This window comes from Gammaproteobacteria bacterium, from assembly GCA_017999615.1.
Lineage (GTDB): Bacteria > Pseudomonadota > Gammaproteobacteria > JAABTG01 > JAABTG01 > JAGNLM01.
This window is the reverse complement of sequence record JAGNLM010000001.1, coordinates 393,202-409,177: the sequence shown is the minus strand read 5'-3', so window position 1 is coordinate 409,177 and position 15,976 is coordinate 393,202. Positions and strand designations below refer to the sequence as shown.

Sequence of the window (15,976 nt, the reverse complement as noted above, 5' to 3'; positions counted from 1 at the left end):
CTGCCCGCACCGCTTCCACGAGCGCCGCGGACGGGTATGATGATACGAGGCTTCAAATATTTCCTTCCGATGTCATCCAGCGCGACTCAGCCCCGCACCGGGGCCTCCATCTTCTTCGATGTGCTCGTCGACCTCGGCGTCGAATACATCTTCGGGCACACGGGCGGTGCAGTCATCCCGCTGCACGTGGAGCTCAACAAACGCATGCGCCGCGGCGAGAAGGTGCCGCGCTTCATCCTGTTCCGGCAGGAGGGCGGCGCCGGGCACGCCGCCGAGGGCTACGCGCGCGTCACCGGGAACACCGGGGTCGCGCTGGCGACCTCGGGACCCGGCGCGACGAATCTCGTGACGCCCATCGCCGACGCCCACAAGGATTCGGTGCCGACGGTGTTCATCACCGGACAGGTGGCCAGCGGCGCCATCGGGACCGACGCCTTCCAGGAAGTGGACACGGTCGGCATCACCCGGCCGATCTCCAAGCACAACTACCTCGTCAAGGACGTCCGGGACCTGGACTGGGTTCTCCGCGAGGCGTTCGCGATCGCCGCGCACGGGCGCCCGGGCCCCGTGGTAGTGGACATCTGCAAGAGCGCCCAGCTCGCCCAGGGCGCGCACAGGCACCGCCCCCGCAAGCGTCACCGAGAAAGCACGCCGTTCGACGCGACGGGGACCCTGGCCATCCTGGATGCCCTGGCGAAGGCGCGACGGCCCGTGCTGAAGGCGGGCGGGGGCATCATCACCGCAAATGCGGCGGCCGAGCTGCGTCAATTCGCAGAGCGCTTCGACGTACCCGTCACCACCACCTTCAACGCCCTCGGGGCCCTGCCCCACGACCTCCCGCACAACCTGGGGATGCCCGGCATGCACGGCACCATCCCGGCGAACTACGCCCTGCGGGACTCCGATTTCCTCCTTACCGTCGGCGGGCGTTTCGACGACCGGGTGGCAGTGCAGGGGTTCGCCTCGGGCAAGCGCATCGCCCACGTGGACATCGACCCGTCCGAGATCGACAAGACCGTGCGCACCGACCTCGCGGTCATCGCCGACACCAGGGACTTCCTGCGGTTCAGCCTCGAGTCCGGCGCATCCGCGCAGCACCGCAAGTGGCTCGACCAGGTGCGCGAGTGGAAGGCGCGCATGCCGACGCCCTACTCGGCCTCCCCGTACGTAAAGCCCCAGGCCGTGGTCGAGAGCGTCTCGCGGTGGACCGAGGGCAACGCGACCGTCGTGACCGGAGTCGGTCAGCACCAGATGTGGGCCGCCCAGTACTACCGCTTCCAGCGGCCCCGCCAGTGGGTCAGCTCCGGCGGCCTCGGCACCATGGGCTTCGGCCTGCCCGCCGCGATCGGCGCCTGGTTCGGGAACCCCCACCAGCCTGTCGTGCTGATCGACGGCGACGGGAGCTTCCAGATGAACCTGCAGGAGCTCGCCACGGTGGTCGCCAACCGCGTGCCGCTCAAGATGTTCGTGCTGAACAACAGCTACCTGGGCATGGTCCGGCAGTGGGAAGACATGATGGACGGTGGCCACCACTACGAGACCTGCCTGGCCCGCAACTGCGACTGCGACCCCGCCTGCATCGAACTGGACCAGACCTGCCGCCGCCAGCTGCCCAACCTGATGGGCCTGCAGTACGTCTATCCGCGGTTGCGGACCCTGCACCTGGCCGACCCGGGAAAGATCGACGAGGTGGTGCGCGAGGCCCTCGCCGACCCGGGCCCCGTTCTGGTGGACGTCTGGATCGACAAGGCGGAGAACGTGCTGCCGATGGTGCAGCCCGGAAAGGGACTGGAGGACATCATCGAGTCCTGAGGCTCGATGGAGGCGGCTCGATGGGAGGGGCGTAGTGCCGCGAGCTCCCCGGACGGCCCCGCGGGACACGCCGTGAATACGTCCCTGTAGGCTCGTATGCCGCCGTCCAGGCGGCATACGGTCCCGCAGGACCGCCCCGGAAACCCGCCCCGTGGTCGGCAGACAACGCCACTTCGGCATCGAGGGAGCGGTGGAACGACCTGGTGGTGACTGGCTGTTGGCGTTCTTGACCGCGTGCCTGGTCGCCGAAGGCGCTCACGCCGAAGTCCCGCGATTGACCTTCTCGTCGGGCGCGTCGCACCTGGTGCTCGAGGTGCTGGACGACCGGCTCGCCCATTTCGAGTGGAGCTCCGGGGGCTCCCTCCCCGACCCGGCGCGCCCGATCCGGGTGACACCCCAGGTGGACCGGACGGACTACCCCGGCCCTGCCCGGCTGGAGCGCTCGGGCGCCGCCGGGGAGGTGCTGGAGACCCCCACGACCCGGTATACGGTGGACGCGGCGAGCCTGTGTCTCGGGGTGATCGACCGCAGGTCCGGCACCGAGCTCGCCACGCTCTGCCCGGTCTCGGGCGCCGAGCGAGGCGTGGACATCGCAACCACCATGAGCCACGCCTACGGCCTCGGCGCGCAGTTCGTGGACCTCGGCAGCGCCCACGGCGACTGGACCGGCCGGGTGCGCGAGTCAGGCAGCGAGCACGGCAACCGGATGGTGGAGTTCGGCGGCGGGACCGTCGGCAACGTGCAGGTCCCCGTCCTCTACGGTCTCGGGGCGGGCGGCATCGCGTTCGCCCTGTTCCTCGACGACCTCTATCGCCAGCGCTGGGACCTGACCGGCGACCCCTGGAAGGTCGAGACGGCGGCCCGGACCGTCCGCGGCTACGTCTTCGCGGGTCCGGACCTCCCGGCCACCCGTGCGGCGTACCTGGACCTGACCGGGCGCCCACCCGTTCCGCCCCGCAAGCTCTTCGGCCTTTGGGTCTCGGAGTGGGGCTACGACGACTGGGGCGAGCTGGAAGGGAAACTCCGGACGCTGCGTGCCGGCCGGTTTCCCGTGGACGGCTTCGTGCTCGACCTGCCCTGGTTCGGCGGCGTCGTGCGCGACTCCGAGGACAGCCCCATGGGCCGCACGACCTGGGACACGGCCCACTTCCCCGGTGCGAGGGAGAAGCTTGCGCGCCTGCGCGAGCAGGACGGAGTCGGTATCCTGCCGATCGAGGAGTCCTACGTCGCCCGGGGGCTACCAGAGCACGCGGACCTCGCCGCCCGGGGCTTCCTCGTCCGCGCGGGCTGCGCGGACTGCCCCCCCGTCTACCTCGACGGCGTGAGTGACATCAACACAAACAACTGGTGGGGCCGCGGCGGGATGATCGACTGGACCCTGGACGCGGCCGCCGACTACTGGCACGACCTGAAGCGCCAGCCGCTCATCGAGGACGGGGTGCTGGGCCACTGGGTCGACCTGGGCGAGCCCGAGATGTACGACGCCATCGACTCCCCCGGCGACCCACCCGACTGGGCCCACGGGGTGGAGCCCGAGGGCCACGCCCACGCCGACTGGCACAACGCTTACAACCTGAAGTGGGCCGAGGGGATCGCACGGGGCTACCGGCGCAAGGGGGTCGCGCGCCGCCCGTTCGTGCTCTCCCGCACGGGAACGGCCGGCATCCAGCGCCACGGGGTCGCCATGACCTCAGGGGACATCGCTTCCAACCTCGAGAGCCTCGCGACCCACCTGAACGCCCAGCTGCACATGTCGTTCTCGGGCATCGACTACTTCGGCTCGGACGTGGGCGGTTTTCTGCGCCGGGGACTCACCGGGGCCGCGCTGGACGACCTCTACACGCGCTGGTTCGCCACCAGCGCCTGGCTCGACGTGCCGCTGCGCCCCCACACCGAGAACCTCTGCAACTGTAAGGAGACGGCACCCGACCGGGTCGGCGAGCGCGAGAGCAACCTCGCGAACCTGCGCGAGCGGGTCGCGATCACCCCCTACCTCTACTCCCTCGCCCATCGCGCCTGGCGGGCCGGCGAACCGCTGGTCCCGCCGCTCGTGTTCCACTACCCGGAGGACCCCCGGGTGCGGGAGCTCGGCGACGAGAAGCTCCTCGGGCGAGACCTCCTGGTCGCCACCCTCACGGAAACGGGCGCGGCGCACCGGGACGTCTATCTCCCGAAAGGGGAATGGGTCGACTACTGGACCGACGAGAGGCTCGTGAGCCAGGGAGAGACCTTCCCGGCGCGCCCCCTGCGGCAGACAGGCCTGCTGCGCCCCCCGGTCTTCGCCCGCGCAGGCGCCATCGTGCCGCGCATGGCGGTGGACGGGCAGTCCCTGAACGTCGCGGGCCAGCGTGCCGACGGGTCGACCCGCGACGAGTTCGTCGTCCGGGTGTACGCGGCAAAGGATCCGACGCGGTTCACGCTCTACGAGGACGACGGGGAGAGCGTCGCCTACCAGCGCGGGGAGGTCCGCGAGACCGACATCTCCCAAGCGCTCGCGGGGGATGGCAGGCGGGCCTCGGTGACCGTCGCCGCCGCGAGGGGCACCTACGCCGGGGCCCCTCAGCAGCGGGACCACCGGGTCGAGCTGGTCTTCGACGGGGCCCGAGTCACCGCAGTCACCCTGAACGGGGTCGATCTGGCGCCGCGCGAGGACCTCGCCGGGCTCGAGGCGGCCCCCGACGGGTGGGCGCCCGCGGGGCCGCGGCGGGTCGTCGCCCGCTCGGGCCCGCGGCCGGTGTCCGATGAGAAGGCTTTCGCGTTTACGCTCGAGACGCGCTAGAGGGCGTCCCGGGCCCCGCAGGAGAGGACCGCATGGGCAAGCGCTACGTCTACGAGGAACCCGTGTCCGGCGTGAAGCTGGTCCTCAGCAACGTCTTCGTCCTGTGCTCCGGCTGCGGGCAGCTGGTGCCGATGCCGGAGGTGGGCATGCGCCGGATGGGAAAGGGGCGCCTGGAGTTCCGCAACCAGCCGCGCTGCAACAAGTGCCGCCGGAGCCGGTGACGCCTAGGGCCTGCCGTGGCGGGCGAAGGCCGTCGTGGCCCGGTGCACGAGACCCAGGTCTTCGCGGGCGATGAAGAAGGCCGCGATCCCCTGCCGCTCTGCGAGTGCGTAGCCCGCCTGGGGTCCCAGGACGTTCAGCGCGGTGGCCAGGGCGTCGGCCGTCGTACAGGTGGCGCTCACCACGGTGACCGAGGCCAGGTCGTGGGTGACCGGGCGGCCGGTGGACGGGTCGATGGTGTGGGAATAGCGCCGCCCGTCCCGCTCGAAGAAGTTGCGGTAGTCCCCGGAGGTGGCCACGCCCACGCCGTCCACCTCGATCGCGGCGTACGCCGCCCTCTCACCGGGGACGGGGCGCTCGATGGCCAACCTCCAGGGCATCCCCCGCGCGTTGTGGCCGAGCCCGCGGACCTCGCCCCCGATCTCCACCAGGTAGCGGTCGACCCCGAGCTCCCCGAGGCGGCCGGCCACCCGGTCGACCCCGTAGCCCTTTGCGATCGCGGAGAGGTCCACGTAGAGGTCGGGGACGGCCTTGCGGACGGCCGGCGGCGAGGGTCTCACCTCCAGATGGGCGTACCCCACCCGGGCGCTGGCCGCGGCGACCTCCTCCTCGGGCGGCACCCGGTCCCCGCCCCCGCCGGGGCCGAAACCCCAGAGGTTCACCAGTGGGCCGACCGTGACGTCGAAGGCACCCCCCGACAAGCGGCTCACCCGGTCGGCCTCGGCGAGGACCGCCACCAGCTCGGGCGAGGCCGCCACCCAGCCGGTGTCCCGGGATCGGTTGAAGCGCGAGAGCTCGGAGTCCGCGTCATACGTGGACATGGCCCCGTTCACGGCCCGCAGCACGCCTTCGACTTCCGCGCGAAGGGCCCCCTCCCCGAGCCCGTCGGGCGGCCCGACCACCTTCACCGAGTAGGTGGTCCCCATGGTGGACCCGGTGACCTCGAGCAGCTCACCCGGATCGGAACAGGCCGCGAGGAGTGCGGGGGCGAGGAGCCACACCGCCGCCGAACGAAGGGTGGCGGACCACCTGGGCCGGAGAGTCCCCGGGGCGAGAGCGTCGGCCACGGAGCCGCCGGCCGCGGTCAGGCCCAGAGGCCCGCCAGCCCCCTGACCAGCAGGTAGGCAACCGCCGCCGGCGCGAGCACGCGCACCGCCCACAGGAGCCCCTCCCGCAGGACCCGGGGCCCCCGCCCGTCGAAGGTGCGCAGGACCGCGTCCCGCCCGAGGACCCAGCCGTAGAAGACCGCGATCAGCACGCCCCCCAGAGGCAGCGTCAGGTTCGAGCTGACGTCGTCGAAGAGGTCGAAGAAGTTGTGGCCCGCCACCTTCACGTCGCCCAGCACGTTGAAGGAGAGCGCGGCGAGCAGCCCCAGGGCGTAGATGGCGGCGCCCATGAGGAGCGCCGTCCGCGGCCGCGGCCAGCCGTGCACCTCGTCGGCGTAGGCCACCACGACCTCGAGGAGCGAGATGGCGGAGGTGAGCGCCGCGAAGGCGATGAGCAGGAAGAAGGCCAAGGCCACCAGGTAGCCGCCGGTCATCTGCTGGAACAGCAGGGGCAGGTTCACGAACATCAGCGTCGGACCCGCCGCCGGCTCCTGGCCGAAGGTGAAGACGACGGAGAACACTACCACCCCGGCCAGCAGGGAGACGACGGTGTCCATGACCGCAACGACCGCCGTGATGCGGGGGATGCTCTCCCCCCGCGTGAGGTAGCTGCCGTACGTGACCATGGCGCCCATCCCGAGGGACAGGGAGAAGAACGCCTGCCCCGCGGCCTGCAGCGCCGAGGACCAGGTCAGGTCCTCGAAGCGAGGGCTGAACAGGAACGCCACCGCGGGCTCGAAGCCCGGCATCCCGAAGGCTCTCACCACCAGGAAGAGGAGGAGCAGGAACAGCGCCGGCATCATGATCCGGTTGGCCCGCTCGATCCCTCCGGCCACTCCGCGCGCCACGATGACGACGGTGAGCGCCATGAACACCGTGTGCCAGAACACCATCGCCCAGGGGCTGTGGAAGAGCTGCTCCAGGTAGCCGCCGACGGCGCCCGCGTCCCGGCCCGTCAGCTGCCCCCGCAGGGCCTTGACCAGGAAGTCCAGGACCCACCCACCCACCACGCTGTAGAAGGAGAGGATGAGGAAGGCCGTGACCAGGCCGAGCCACCCCGTGACCTTCCAGGGGGAGCGTGGGCGGTCCAGGGCCTCGAACGCCTGGACCACGTTGCGCTGGCTCTCCCGGCCGATGTAGACCTCCGCGATCAGGATCGGCAAGCCGACCCCGAGCACGCAGAGGAGGTACACCAGCACGAAGGCCCCGCCTCCGTTCTCGCCGGTCATGTAGGGGAACTTCCAGATGTTCCCGAGCCCCACGGCGGAGCCCGCCGCGGCCAGGATGAACCCCAACCGGCTGGTCCAGTGCGCACGCGCTGCCACGTTCTCTTCCCCCGATGCGAGCCCTTCTGGCGCCACCCGGGCGGGCGCGCCCCCCAACTACCCTAGCAGGCGGGCGCCAGCGGTCAATTCCCGGCCCTACTCCCCCACGTGGAGCAACAGGTCCCGGTCCCGGGCGACCTGGAAGGCGTGCAGGAAGAGCCCCCAGCCCGCCGCCAGGTACACCGCGCTCAGGACGACCGCCTGCCAGAACAGGTCGACGCGGAAAACCCCGTCGATCAGCACCGCCCTCATCCCCTCGAAGACGCTGCTCGAGGGCAGCGCCCAGGCCAGCGGCTGCAGCCATTCCGGCAGGTTGGAAATGGGGTAGTAGACCCCCGTGACGGGGGCCACCGCGAAGATGATGGCCCAGGCGAGGTTCTCCGCCCCCAGGCCGTAGCGCAGCACGAAAGCCACCACCACCAGACCGACGGCCCAGCCCATGACGAGGAGGTTGGAGAAGAAGGCGAGCAGCGCGAGCCCCATGGAGAACACCGAGTACTGGTACAGCACGGCCGCCAGCACGGACGCCACGCCGACGCCGATGAGCGTGCGCAGCAGGCTGATGACGAGCAGGGCCAGCACCAGTTCGGAGGGCCGCAGCGGGCTCGTGAACAGGTGGCCCAGATTGCGCGAGTACATCTCCTCGAAGAACACCACCGAGACCCCGAGTTGGGCCCGGAACAGCACGTCCCAGAGCAGGACGGCCGCGATGAACAGACCTGCGGCCTGGGCCACCCAGGCGCTCTGCGCGGCCATGAACTGGTTGATGAGGCCCCAGAGGATCATCTGCACGGTCGGCCAGTAGGCCAGCTCCAGCACCCGCGGCCAGGAGCCCCTGAGCAGGTAGCTGTAGCGCAGCACCATCGCGTACACCCGCCCTGCGGAGGCGAGCCCCGGCGTCACGTCCGGTCCTCCCGGCGGGCGATGTCGAGGAAGACCTGTTCCATCGTCCCGAGACCGTAGCGGCCGAGGAGCTCGGCGGGGCTCCCCCGCTCCACGATCCGCCCCTGCTTCATCACCAGCACCTGGTCGCAGAGACGCTCGACCTCGACCATGTTGTGGGAGGCGAGCAGCGCGGTCGCTCCGCTCGCGCTCAGGTAGTCGAGGAGGTAGCCCCGCAGGCGGTCCGCCGAATCCGGGTCGAGGGACGCCGTCGGCTCGTCCAGCAGCAGGAGATCGGGCCGGTTGAGGAGCGCCTTGGCGATCGCCACGCGCGTGCGCTGCCCCGCCGAGAGGGACCCGTAGGTCCTGGTCAGCAGCTCCCCCAGGTCGAGGTCGGCGGCCAGCTCGCCCAGGCGCCGCCTTCGGTCCGGGACCCCGAACAGGCGCGCGTACACCTCCAGGTTCTGGGCAACGGTCAGGCGCTGGGGCAGGTCGACGTAGGGCGAGCTGAAACCGATGCGGGGCAGCACCCGGTAGCGGTCGGCGAGCATATCCACCCCGAGCAGCCGGACCGACCCGGAGGTCGGGAGGAGCAGCCCGAGGAGCATCGAGATGGTGGTGGTCTTGCCGGCGCCGTTGCCCCCCAGGAGGGCGCAGACGGAGCCCCGCGTCACCCGGAAGGAGATGCCGTCCACGGCCGTGACCGCACCGAAACGCCGGGTCAGGCCCTCGACCCGGATCGCATCCTCCGTCTCCGTGCGGCCCTTCGCTGGGACGACACCGCCCTCCCCCGCGGCGGCGTTGGCGGCCCGCCCGGGCGGGGGCAGGGGCTCGACCGCTGCCGGGGACGTCACGAGCGGCGCATGCGCTCCAGGATCTCGACCAGCGCCCGACCGTCCCCCGCCCCCAGGCCGTGCCCGTCCCGGACGTCCACCCGCAGGGAGCGCCCGCGCAACGCAGGCACCTGGTTCATGTCCTGGCTGCCGGTGGGCACGACCATGTCTCCGAGGAAGCTGTCGTCGGAGCGCACGACCGAGACGTAGTGGACGGCCGGGTGAGGCTGGCGGTTGAGCCAGAACAGGATCCCCTGGGGATTCTCCCGGGAGAGGTCACGGTAGAGCGCCTGGGACCGGTTGAGGGTCCCCGCCCCGACCATCGGGGCGAACCAGGCGAGCGGTGTCTGGCCGATGAGGGAGCCGATCTCGGCGGTGTCGGTGCCGAGGTGCGGTGTTGCGATGGTCACCAGCCCGTGGACCCCCGCCTGGGGGTTCTGCACCAGGTACAGGCGGGCCACCAGCCCTCCGGCGGAGTGGCCCACGAGCACCAGCCCCTCGTTGGGGTGCCAGGAGCGCACGTGCCCCAGGTAGGCCGTGAGCACCTGGGCCTGCACGGCGAGCGCGGCCTCCGTGGGCAACGCCACGGTGTAGAAGGTGCGCGGGGCTGCGGCAGGCTCGGGAGGGGGCGTGGGCCCGCGGGGACCCCAGGTCAGGTCGCCACCGTCCCGCCAGCCGGAGCGCGACAGGGCCCCGGTCACGCCGCTCACCCTCCAGTCCTGGGGCCCGCTCAGATAGCCCGGGATCAGGACGACCACTTCGGCCGCCGCGCGTCCCAGGGGAAGGAAGGCGGAGACCACGGCCACCGCCAGCACGAGCCACCCGGCCCGCCAACCCCGCAGCGGCTTCCTGGGCGGGGCCGTGACGATGCGGCCCTCAGGGCGATGGGCGCCGGGGCGCCCCCCTACGGATTCCTCTTGCATGGCTTGACTCCGACCGGTCGTGAACGCGCGTTCCGGCCGGAGGCACACGCAGCCACCGGCCGCAGCCGGCTCGTCCCCGAAGGCACCGGGGCGAGCGAGGGAGACATGATAGCCCAGACGGGGGACCCCCACGTGTATCATGCCGCGACCTCGTGAGCCGGGCCGCCTGGGCGGACCCGGTCGGCCCGTCCCGCGACCCGGAGCACCGCCGATGGAACTGCTGTCCACGCTGCTCGACTTCATCCTGCACCCCGACCACCACCTGAGCTCGCTCCTCACCCAGTACGGGGCCTGGGTCTACGGGATCCTGTTCCTGATCGTCTTCGCCGAGACCGGCCTGGTCGTCACGCCTTTCCTGCCGGGCGACTCGCTGCTGTTCGTGGCGGGCACCCTGACGGGGGCCGGGCAGTTGGACGTGCGGGTGCTGATGGCCGTCCTGTTCCTGGCCGCGGTGACGGGCGACAACCTGAACTACTGGGTGGGACGCTGGGTCGGCCCACGGGTCTTCAGCCAGGGCTCCGGCCGATTCTTCCGCCGGGAGCACCTGGAGAGGACCGAGCGCTTCTACGGGCGCTACGGCGGGCGCACCGTGATCATCGCGCGCTTCGTGCCCATCGTGCGGACCTTCGCGCCCTTCGTGGCCGGGGTCGGACGCATGCCCTACCTCCGATTCCTCGGCTTCAGCCTGGTCGGGACCCTGCTCTGGGTGGGCGGCTTCGTCGGTGCCGGCCACCTCTTCGGCAACCTGCCGATCGTCAAGCAGAACCTGAGCGTCGTGATCCTGGTGATCATCGTGCTCTCGGTGATGCCGGGCGTCGTGGAGTACTGGCGGGCGCGGCGCGCGAAGCCGCAGGCGGCGCCGGCAGGAACCGCGCCGGAGTGAGGGCGCGGGGGCGACGGGGGGCCTCGCCGGGCGAGAAGTCCTGACGAGACCTCTGCCGGTTCCGGAGACCGCGGGGCGTCAGCGCCCCGCCGCCTTCGGCCGCGCCGCCGCGAACTCGATCATCCGCCGGGTCGCACGCAGGGCTCCGCGGCGGACCTCTTCGTCGACCTGCACCTCGTTCTCTCCGGTCTCCAGCACGCGGGCAAGGTTCTGCAGGCCGTTCATGGCCATCCAGGGGCAGTGGGCACAGCTCACGCAGCCCTCCGAGGTGGGCGCCTCCAGGATCCGCTTGCCCGGGGCCGCCTGGCGCATCCGGTAGAAGATGCCATTGTCGGTGGCCACGATGAGCGTGGGGTTTGGCAGGCGAGCTGCCGCCTCGACCAGTTGACTGGTGGAGCCGACGACGTCGGCGAGCGCCACCACGCCCTCCGGCGACTCGGGGTGGACCAGCACCGCAGCCTCCGGGTGCAGCGCCTTCAGGCGAGCCAGCGCCTCGGCGCTGAACTCCTCGTGCACCACGCAGGAGCCCTGCCACACCAGCATGTCCGCCCCCGTGACGCGCTGGATGTAGCTCCCCAGGTACCGGTCGGGGGCCCAGACGACGCGCTCGCCCCGCTCGTGAAGGTGGCGCACCACGTCGACGGCGATGGAGGAAGTCACGACCCAGTCGGCGCGGGCCTTCACCGCGGCGCTCGTGTTGGCGTAGACCACGGCCGTGCGGTCCGGGTGGGCGTCGCAGAAGGACGAGAACTCCTCGGCCGGGCAGCTCAGGTCGAGCGAGCAGTCCGCCTCCAGCGTCGGCATCAGGACCCGCTTCTCGGGGCTCAGGATCTTGGCCGTTTCGCCCATGAACCGGACCCCGGCCACGACCAGCGTCGAGGCGGGGTGGGTGTGCCCGAAACGGGCCATCTCCAGGGAGTCCGCGACCCGGCCACCCGTCTCCTCGGCCAACTGCTGCAGGTCGGGGTCGGTGTAGTAATGGGCGACCAGCACCGCGTCGCGGTCCGCGAGAAGGCGCTTGATCCGCTCCGCCAGCCGCGCCCGCTCGAGCCCCGTCAGACGGGGCGTCGCCGCCAGCACGTCGGCGGTGCGCGGGTGGTCGCGCACGGGGCCGCCCGGAACGATGACTTTCTTGGCCATGGTCAGTCGGGAGTCACCACCTTGGAGTAGACCACCTTGCCGTCCCCGGGGCCGTAGAAGCCCGGCAGGTAGGCCGCCTGCACGAAGCCCATGGACTCGTAGAAGCCCCTCGTGGGCCGGTACTGCCCCCGCGAGGAGGTCTCCGCGTAGAGCGTGCCTCCCCCCGCCGAGCCCACCAGGGCCTCGGTGCGGGACAGGAGGAGCGCGCCGAGCCCGTGGCCCTGCCGACCGGGGGCAACGGCGATCCAGTAGAGGTCCCAGCTTGCGGCAGTCCCGGAGACACGCCCGTAACAGGAGTAGCCCACCAGTTCCCCGCTGTCCTCGGCAAGGACGAACTCGTAGCCCGACACGGGCCCCCGCCGCAGGCGCTCGTCCACGAGCTCCACCGCGATGGCCACCTCCTCCTCCGAGAAGAAGCCCGTGGCCGCGACCAGCGAGCGGACGGACTCAAGGTCCGAAGGGAACAGGGTCTCGCGAAAGCGCACGTCGGGCAACCGCTGGGCCGGTGGCCTCCGGGGGAGTCCGGCGCGAGCTTCCCCCGTGGGGGTGGTGTCCCCGCGGATTGCCGCCGCACCCGAGAATGCGTCCGCCACGATCCGCCCCACGACCTCGTCGTACCCGATGCCGGCCTCCTCCGCCATCGCCGCGAAGCCCGCCTCGGGGGAGATGCAGGGGTTCGCGTTCACCTCCAGGACCCAGGGCCGTCCGGCCTCGTCGACACGGAAATCCACCCGCGCGTGGCCCCGCAGGTCGAACAGGCGCCAGCACGCGAGCGCGATCCGGCGCACGTCCCCCAGAAGGGCCTCGTCCCCGGCCGGGAAGTCGAAGATGCGCGGCGTGTGGCCGTACTCGAACGAGCCTTCGTGCCACTTGGCCGCGTAGCCCACGATGCGCGGTTTCCCGGCAGGCCAGTCCTCGAAGAGGATCTCCCCGATCGGCAGCACCTGCGGGCCACCGGGCCCCGCCAGGAGGGCGACGTTGAGCTCCCGCCCGGCGACGAAGCGCTCGGCGTACCACTCTCCGCCCCGCTCCTGCGCGCGGCGGGAGAGCTGCTCCAGCGCGGCGTGGGCCCCGTCGACGATCGAGTCTTCGTCGATGCCGATCGACCCGTGTTCCCACACCGACTTGACGATCCAGCGCCCCTCACCGTCCGCGGGTGCCCGCCCATCCGGGGTGAGCCAGGCGGGGGTGGGAAGCCCGGCGAGCGCGAGCAGGCGCTTCGCCAGGGCCTTGTGGGAGGTGTTCAGGAGCCCGCCGGTGGCGGCCCCCGTGACCGGAAGACCGAGGGCCTCCGCCAGGCCGACGCCGAAATGGATGAGAGACCCCCGCCCGTCGATGGCCTCGACCAGATTGAACACGAGGTCCGGACGGGATGCCTCGAGCTCGGAGCGGGCCGCACCCAGGTCGAGTGTCAGAGGCAGCGCCCGGGGACGATGCCCCAACGCCGTGAGAGCCCTCATCACCCCTTGTGCCTGGACCAGCGTGTCCTGCTCGTCGAGCGGCGCCCCCGGGGCGACTGCCCCGTGCATCACGACGACCGACAGGCCCCCGGCTACGGGCACCTGACCCGCTCCTGCGCGGACTGCACGATGCGCCCGATGAGTCCCTGATAGCCGAGCCCCACCCGGCGGGCGAGGATGGCCAGGTCGGAGCGCACGGGGTGCAGGCCCGCCAGGGGGTTCACCTCCAGGAAGCAGGGCCGCCCGCCGGCGTCGAAGCGCAGGTCGACCCGTCCCGCGTCGCGCCCCCCGAGGGCCCGCCAGGCAGCGAGCGCCACCTCGCCCGCCGCCCGGGCATCCGCATCTCCGGCGACGCGGTAGTCGACCAGCGCCTCGTAGTGTTCCTTGTTGTGGTACGAGTAGATGCCGCTCTCGGCACCCGGGCCCAGCAGCACCTCGAGCACCCCGAGAACCTCCGCGCGCCGCCCCGTGCCGAGGATACCGACCGTGAGCTCGCGCCCGGGGAGGTACTCCTCGACGAGCACGGGCTGCCCGAAGCGCGCCAGGAGGTCCCGGCACACTGCGCGCAGCGCATCCGGCCCTGTCACGCGCGAGGCCGGGGTCACCCCCTTGCTCGAGCCCTCGGCGACCGGCTTGCAGAAGAGCGGGAACGGCAGGTCGACCCCCTCCACGTCCCTCTCGTCCTCGACCAACCGGAAGTCGGGGGTGGGCACACCCGCGTCGCGCACGACGCGCTTGGTCATGCCCTTGTGCAGCGAGAGGGCGAGCACCAGGGGGTCGGAAAACGTGTACGGGATCCGCCAGGCGTCGAGCAGTGCCGGAACCTGGGATTCGCGCCCGAGGCCGTAGAGGCCCTCGGCGATGTTGAACACCAGGTCCCAGCGCTCCCCGGCCAGCAGCCGCGAGGCCAGGGCCGCCAGGTTCCCGACCCGCACCGGGGTGTGGCCGAGGGCCGCCAGGGCCTGCGCGATGCCGTCGATGGTCTCGGGGCGATCGAACTCGGCCGCCTCCTCCTCGCTGTGCCCGGCGGCCAGGTAGTCGTCCCGGAGGTCGTAGGTCAGCGCGACGCGCATCAGCAGGCCACCGGCAGCGACTGGTCCGGGTAGCGGTAGGCGCGGCCCTCGTAGTTCAGGAGCAGCAGGTCGTCCCCCTCCCTCCCCAGGACGTAGTCGGGGAGCAGGGGCACCTTGCCGCCACCGGCGGGGGCGTCGATGACGTAGGTCGGGACGGCGTAGCCGGTGGTGTGACCGCGCAGGCCGCGGATGATCTCGAGTCCCTTCGCCACCGGTGTGCGGAAATGGGCCGAGCCGCTGATGGGGTCGCACTGATAGAGGTAGTAGGGCCGGACCCGGGTCCGGAGCAGGCCCTGCACCAGCCGGCGCATGGTCTCCACGTCGTCGTTCACGCCCTTCAGCAGCACCGTCTGGCTGCCCAGCGGAATGCCCGCGTCGGCGAGACGCCCGCAGGCCTCCTGCACCTCCGGCGTCAGCTCGTCGGGGTGGGTGAAGTGCAGGCTCATCCACAGCGGGTGGTAGCGGCGCAGCATACGGGCGAGGGCCGGCGTGACCCGCTGGGGCATGACCACGGGCGCCTTGCTCCCGATGCGCACGAACTCCACGTGCGGGATGCTCCGCAGCCGGGACAGGACCCACTCCAGGCGCTCGTCTTCCAGGGTGAGCGGGTCACCGCCCGAGACCAGGACGTCGCGCACCTGCGGCGTCGCCTCGATGTACGCGAGGGCGCGCTCCAGGTCGCTCTTGTGCACGCTCCTCTCGCCGGTCGCGCCCACCATGCGCGAGCGCGTGCAGTACCGGCAGTAGGTCGAGCAGAACCCCGTAACCAGAAAGAGGATGCGGTCGGGGTAACGATGCACGATCCCCGGCACCGGGCTGTGGGCGTCCTCGCCGAGCGGGTCGTCCGCCTCTCCGGGCGTGCGCAGGTACTCGGCGCCGCTCGGCACCACAGTGCGGCGCAGAGGCTGGGCGGGGTCGTCCCCGGACAGCAGTGCCGCGTAGTACGGGGTGATCCCGACCGGCAGGGGGCCCGAGTGGCGGCCGATGGCGTCCGCCTCGTCCGGGGACAGGCGGACGAGGCGAGCCAACTGTTCCGCCGAACGGATCCGGTTGCGATTCTGCCAGTGCCAATCGTTCCACTCGCTCGTCGTCGTCGAGGGGTAGAACCGCTTGCGGAACGCCCGGCTGCGCTCGCTCACCACGAGACGCGGCACGGCCCGCCGCTGGGGAGCGGCGAAGTCCGGAAAGAGTGCGAGCGGAATCGGCGATGCGGGGGACGGGCGGGAGAACTGCGGGGTGCGCGAGAACGCGCAGAGACCGGGAGGCTCTTCGTCCTCTGCCCTCTCTTCCGCACTGCCGAGAGCGATGTGATCGGTCATGGAAATCCCCTCACGGTGCACGAGCCCGAAGCCACCCGGGGTAGCCGCTTTGCGGGCCGGTGGCGGCCTCGCGCGGCGGCCCCTCGCGGGGCCAGGTTGGCGCGAGATATTAGGACCTCCGGAGCAGATAGCAAGGGCTGGGAGAAATTTTTTTTAGCCCCCTCCGAACCGCGGGAATCGAGGGTTCGAGACGCGGCCGTTCCGGCCGTTTCGGGGGCGGGC

Annotated in this window: 12 protein-coding genes and 1 pseudogene; 4 read left to right on the top strand and 9 right to left on the bottom strand. The window is 71.5% G+C overall.

What is annotated here, in order from left to right:
• Positions 1-69 precede the first annotated feature (69 nt).
• The 3 genes from ilvB (at position 70) to KA217_01760 (ending at position 4,812) form a co-directional block, all read left to right on the top strand.
• Positions 70-1,812 (top strand): biosynthetic-type acetolactate synthase large subunit, encoded by a 1,743-nt coding sequence (ilvB, locus tag KA217_01770; GenBank protein ID MBP7711182.1) that lies wholly within the window; start codon positions 70-72, stop codon positions 1,810-1,812.
• Positions 1,813-1,963: 151 nt separating this feature from the next.
• On the top strand, positions 1,964-4,591 hold the full coding sequence (locus KA217_01765; GenBank protein MBP7711181.1) for a DUF5110 domain-containing protein: 2,628 nt from the start codon (positions 1,964-1,966) through the stop codon (positions 4,589-4,591).
• Between the two features lie 32 nt (positions 4,592-4,623).
• A complete protein-coding gene (locus KA217_01760) occupies positions 4,624-4,812 on the top strand; it encodes a hypothetical protein (protein MBP7711180.1) in 189 nt (62 codons plus the stop codon).
• Between the two features lie 3 nt (positions 4,813-4,815).
• On the opposite strand, the gene KA217_01755 is transcribed toward KA217_01760, so the two are convergent.
• The 5 genes from KA217_01755 to KA217_01735 form a co-directional block, all read right to left on the bottom strand.
• A complete protein-coding gene (locus KA217_01755; protein ID MBP7711179.1) occupies positions 4,816-5,736 on the bottom strand; it encodes an FAD:protein FMN transferase in 921 nt (306 codons plus the stop codon).
• Between the two features lie 158 nt (positions 5,737-5,894).
• Complete coding sequence (locus KA217_01750; GenBank protein MBP7711178.1) at positions 5,895-7,241, bottom strand: sodium-dependent transporter; 1,347 nt, start codon at positions 7,239-7,241, stop codon at positions 5,895-5,897.
• Positions 7,242-7,337: 96 nt separating this feature from the next.
• Positions 7,338-8,105: an ABC transporter permease gene (locus tag KA217_01745; protein ID MBP7711177.1), complete on the bottom strand. Its 768-nt coding sequence runs from the start codon at positions 8,103-8,105 to the stop codon at positions 7,338-7,340.
• A 35-nt stretch (positions 8,106-8,140) separates the two neighbouring features.
• Positions 8,141-8,950, bottom strand: coding sequence for an ABC transporter ATP-binding protein (locus KA217_01740; GenBank protein MBP7711176.1), 810 nt, complete (start codon positions 8,948-8,950; stop codon positions 8,141-8,143).
• 23 nt (positions 8,951-8,973) lie between these two features.
• Positions 8,974-9,879 carry a hypothetical protein gene (locus KA217_01735; GenBank protein ID MBP7711175.1) on the bottom strand — a complete coding sequence of 302 codons (906 nt, stop codon included), beginning with the start codon at positions 9,877-9,879 and terminating at the stop codon, positions 8,974-8,976.
• A gap of 211 nt (positions 9,880-10,090) precedes the next feature.
• Between KA217_01735 and KA217_01730 the strand changes: the two genes are divergently transcribed.
• Positions 10,091-10,762 (top strand): DedA family protein, encoded by a 672-nt coding sequence (locus KA217_01730; protein MBP7711174.1) that lies wholly within the window; start codon positions 10,091-10,093, stop codon positions 10,760-10,762.
• A gap of 78 nt (positions 10,763-10,840) precedes the next feature.
• On the opposite strand, the gene nadA is transcribed toward KA217_01730, so the two are convergent.
• From nadA to KA217_01710, 4 genes and pseudogenes are all read right to left on the bottom strand, one after another.
• Positions 10,841-11,902 (bottom strand): quinolinate synthase NadA, encoded by a 1,062-nt coding sequence (gene nadA / locus KA217_01725; GenBank protein ID MBP7711173.1) that lies wholly within the window; start codon positions 11,900-11,902, stop codon positions 10,841-10,843.
• A gap of 590 nt (positions 11,903-12,492) precedes the next feature.
• Positions 12,493-13,431, bottom strand: a pseudogene (locus KA217_01720) (D-alanine--D-alanine ligase).
• 23 nt (positions 13,432-13,454) lie between these two features.
• Positions 13,455-14,435, bottom strand: coding sequence for a D-alanine--D-alanine ligase (locus KA217_01715; protein ID MBP7711172.1), 981 nt, complete (start codon positions 14,433-14,435; stop codon positions 13,455-13,457).
• Positions 14,435-15,754: a KamA family radical SAM protein gene (locus KA217_01710; protein ID MBP7711171.1), complete on the bottom strand. Its 1,320-nt coding sequence runs from the start codon at positions 15,752-15,754 to the stop codon at positions 14,435-14,437. Before KA217_01710 ends, KA217_01715 begins: the two co-directional genes overlap by 1 nt.
• Positions 15,755-15,976: the final 222 nt, after the last annotated feature.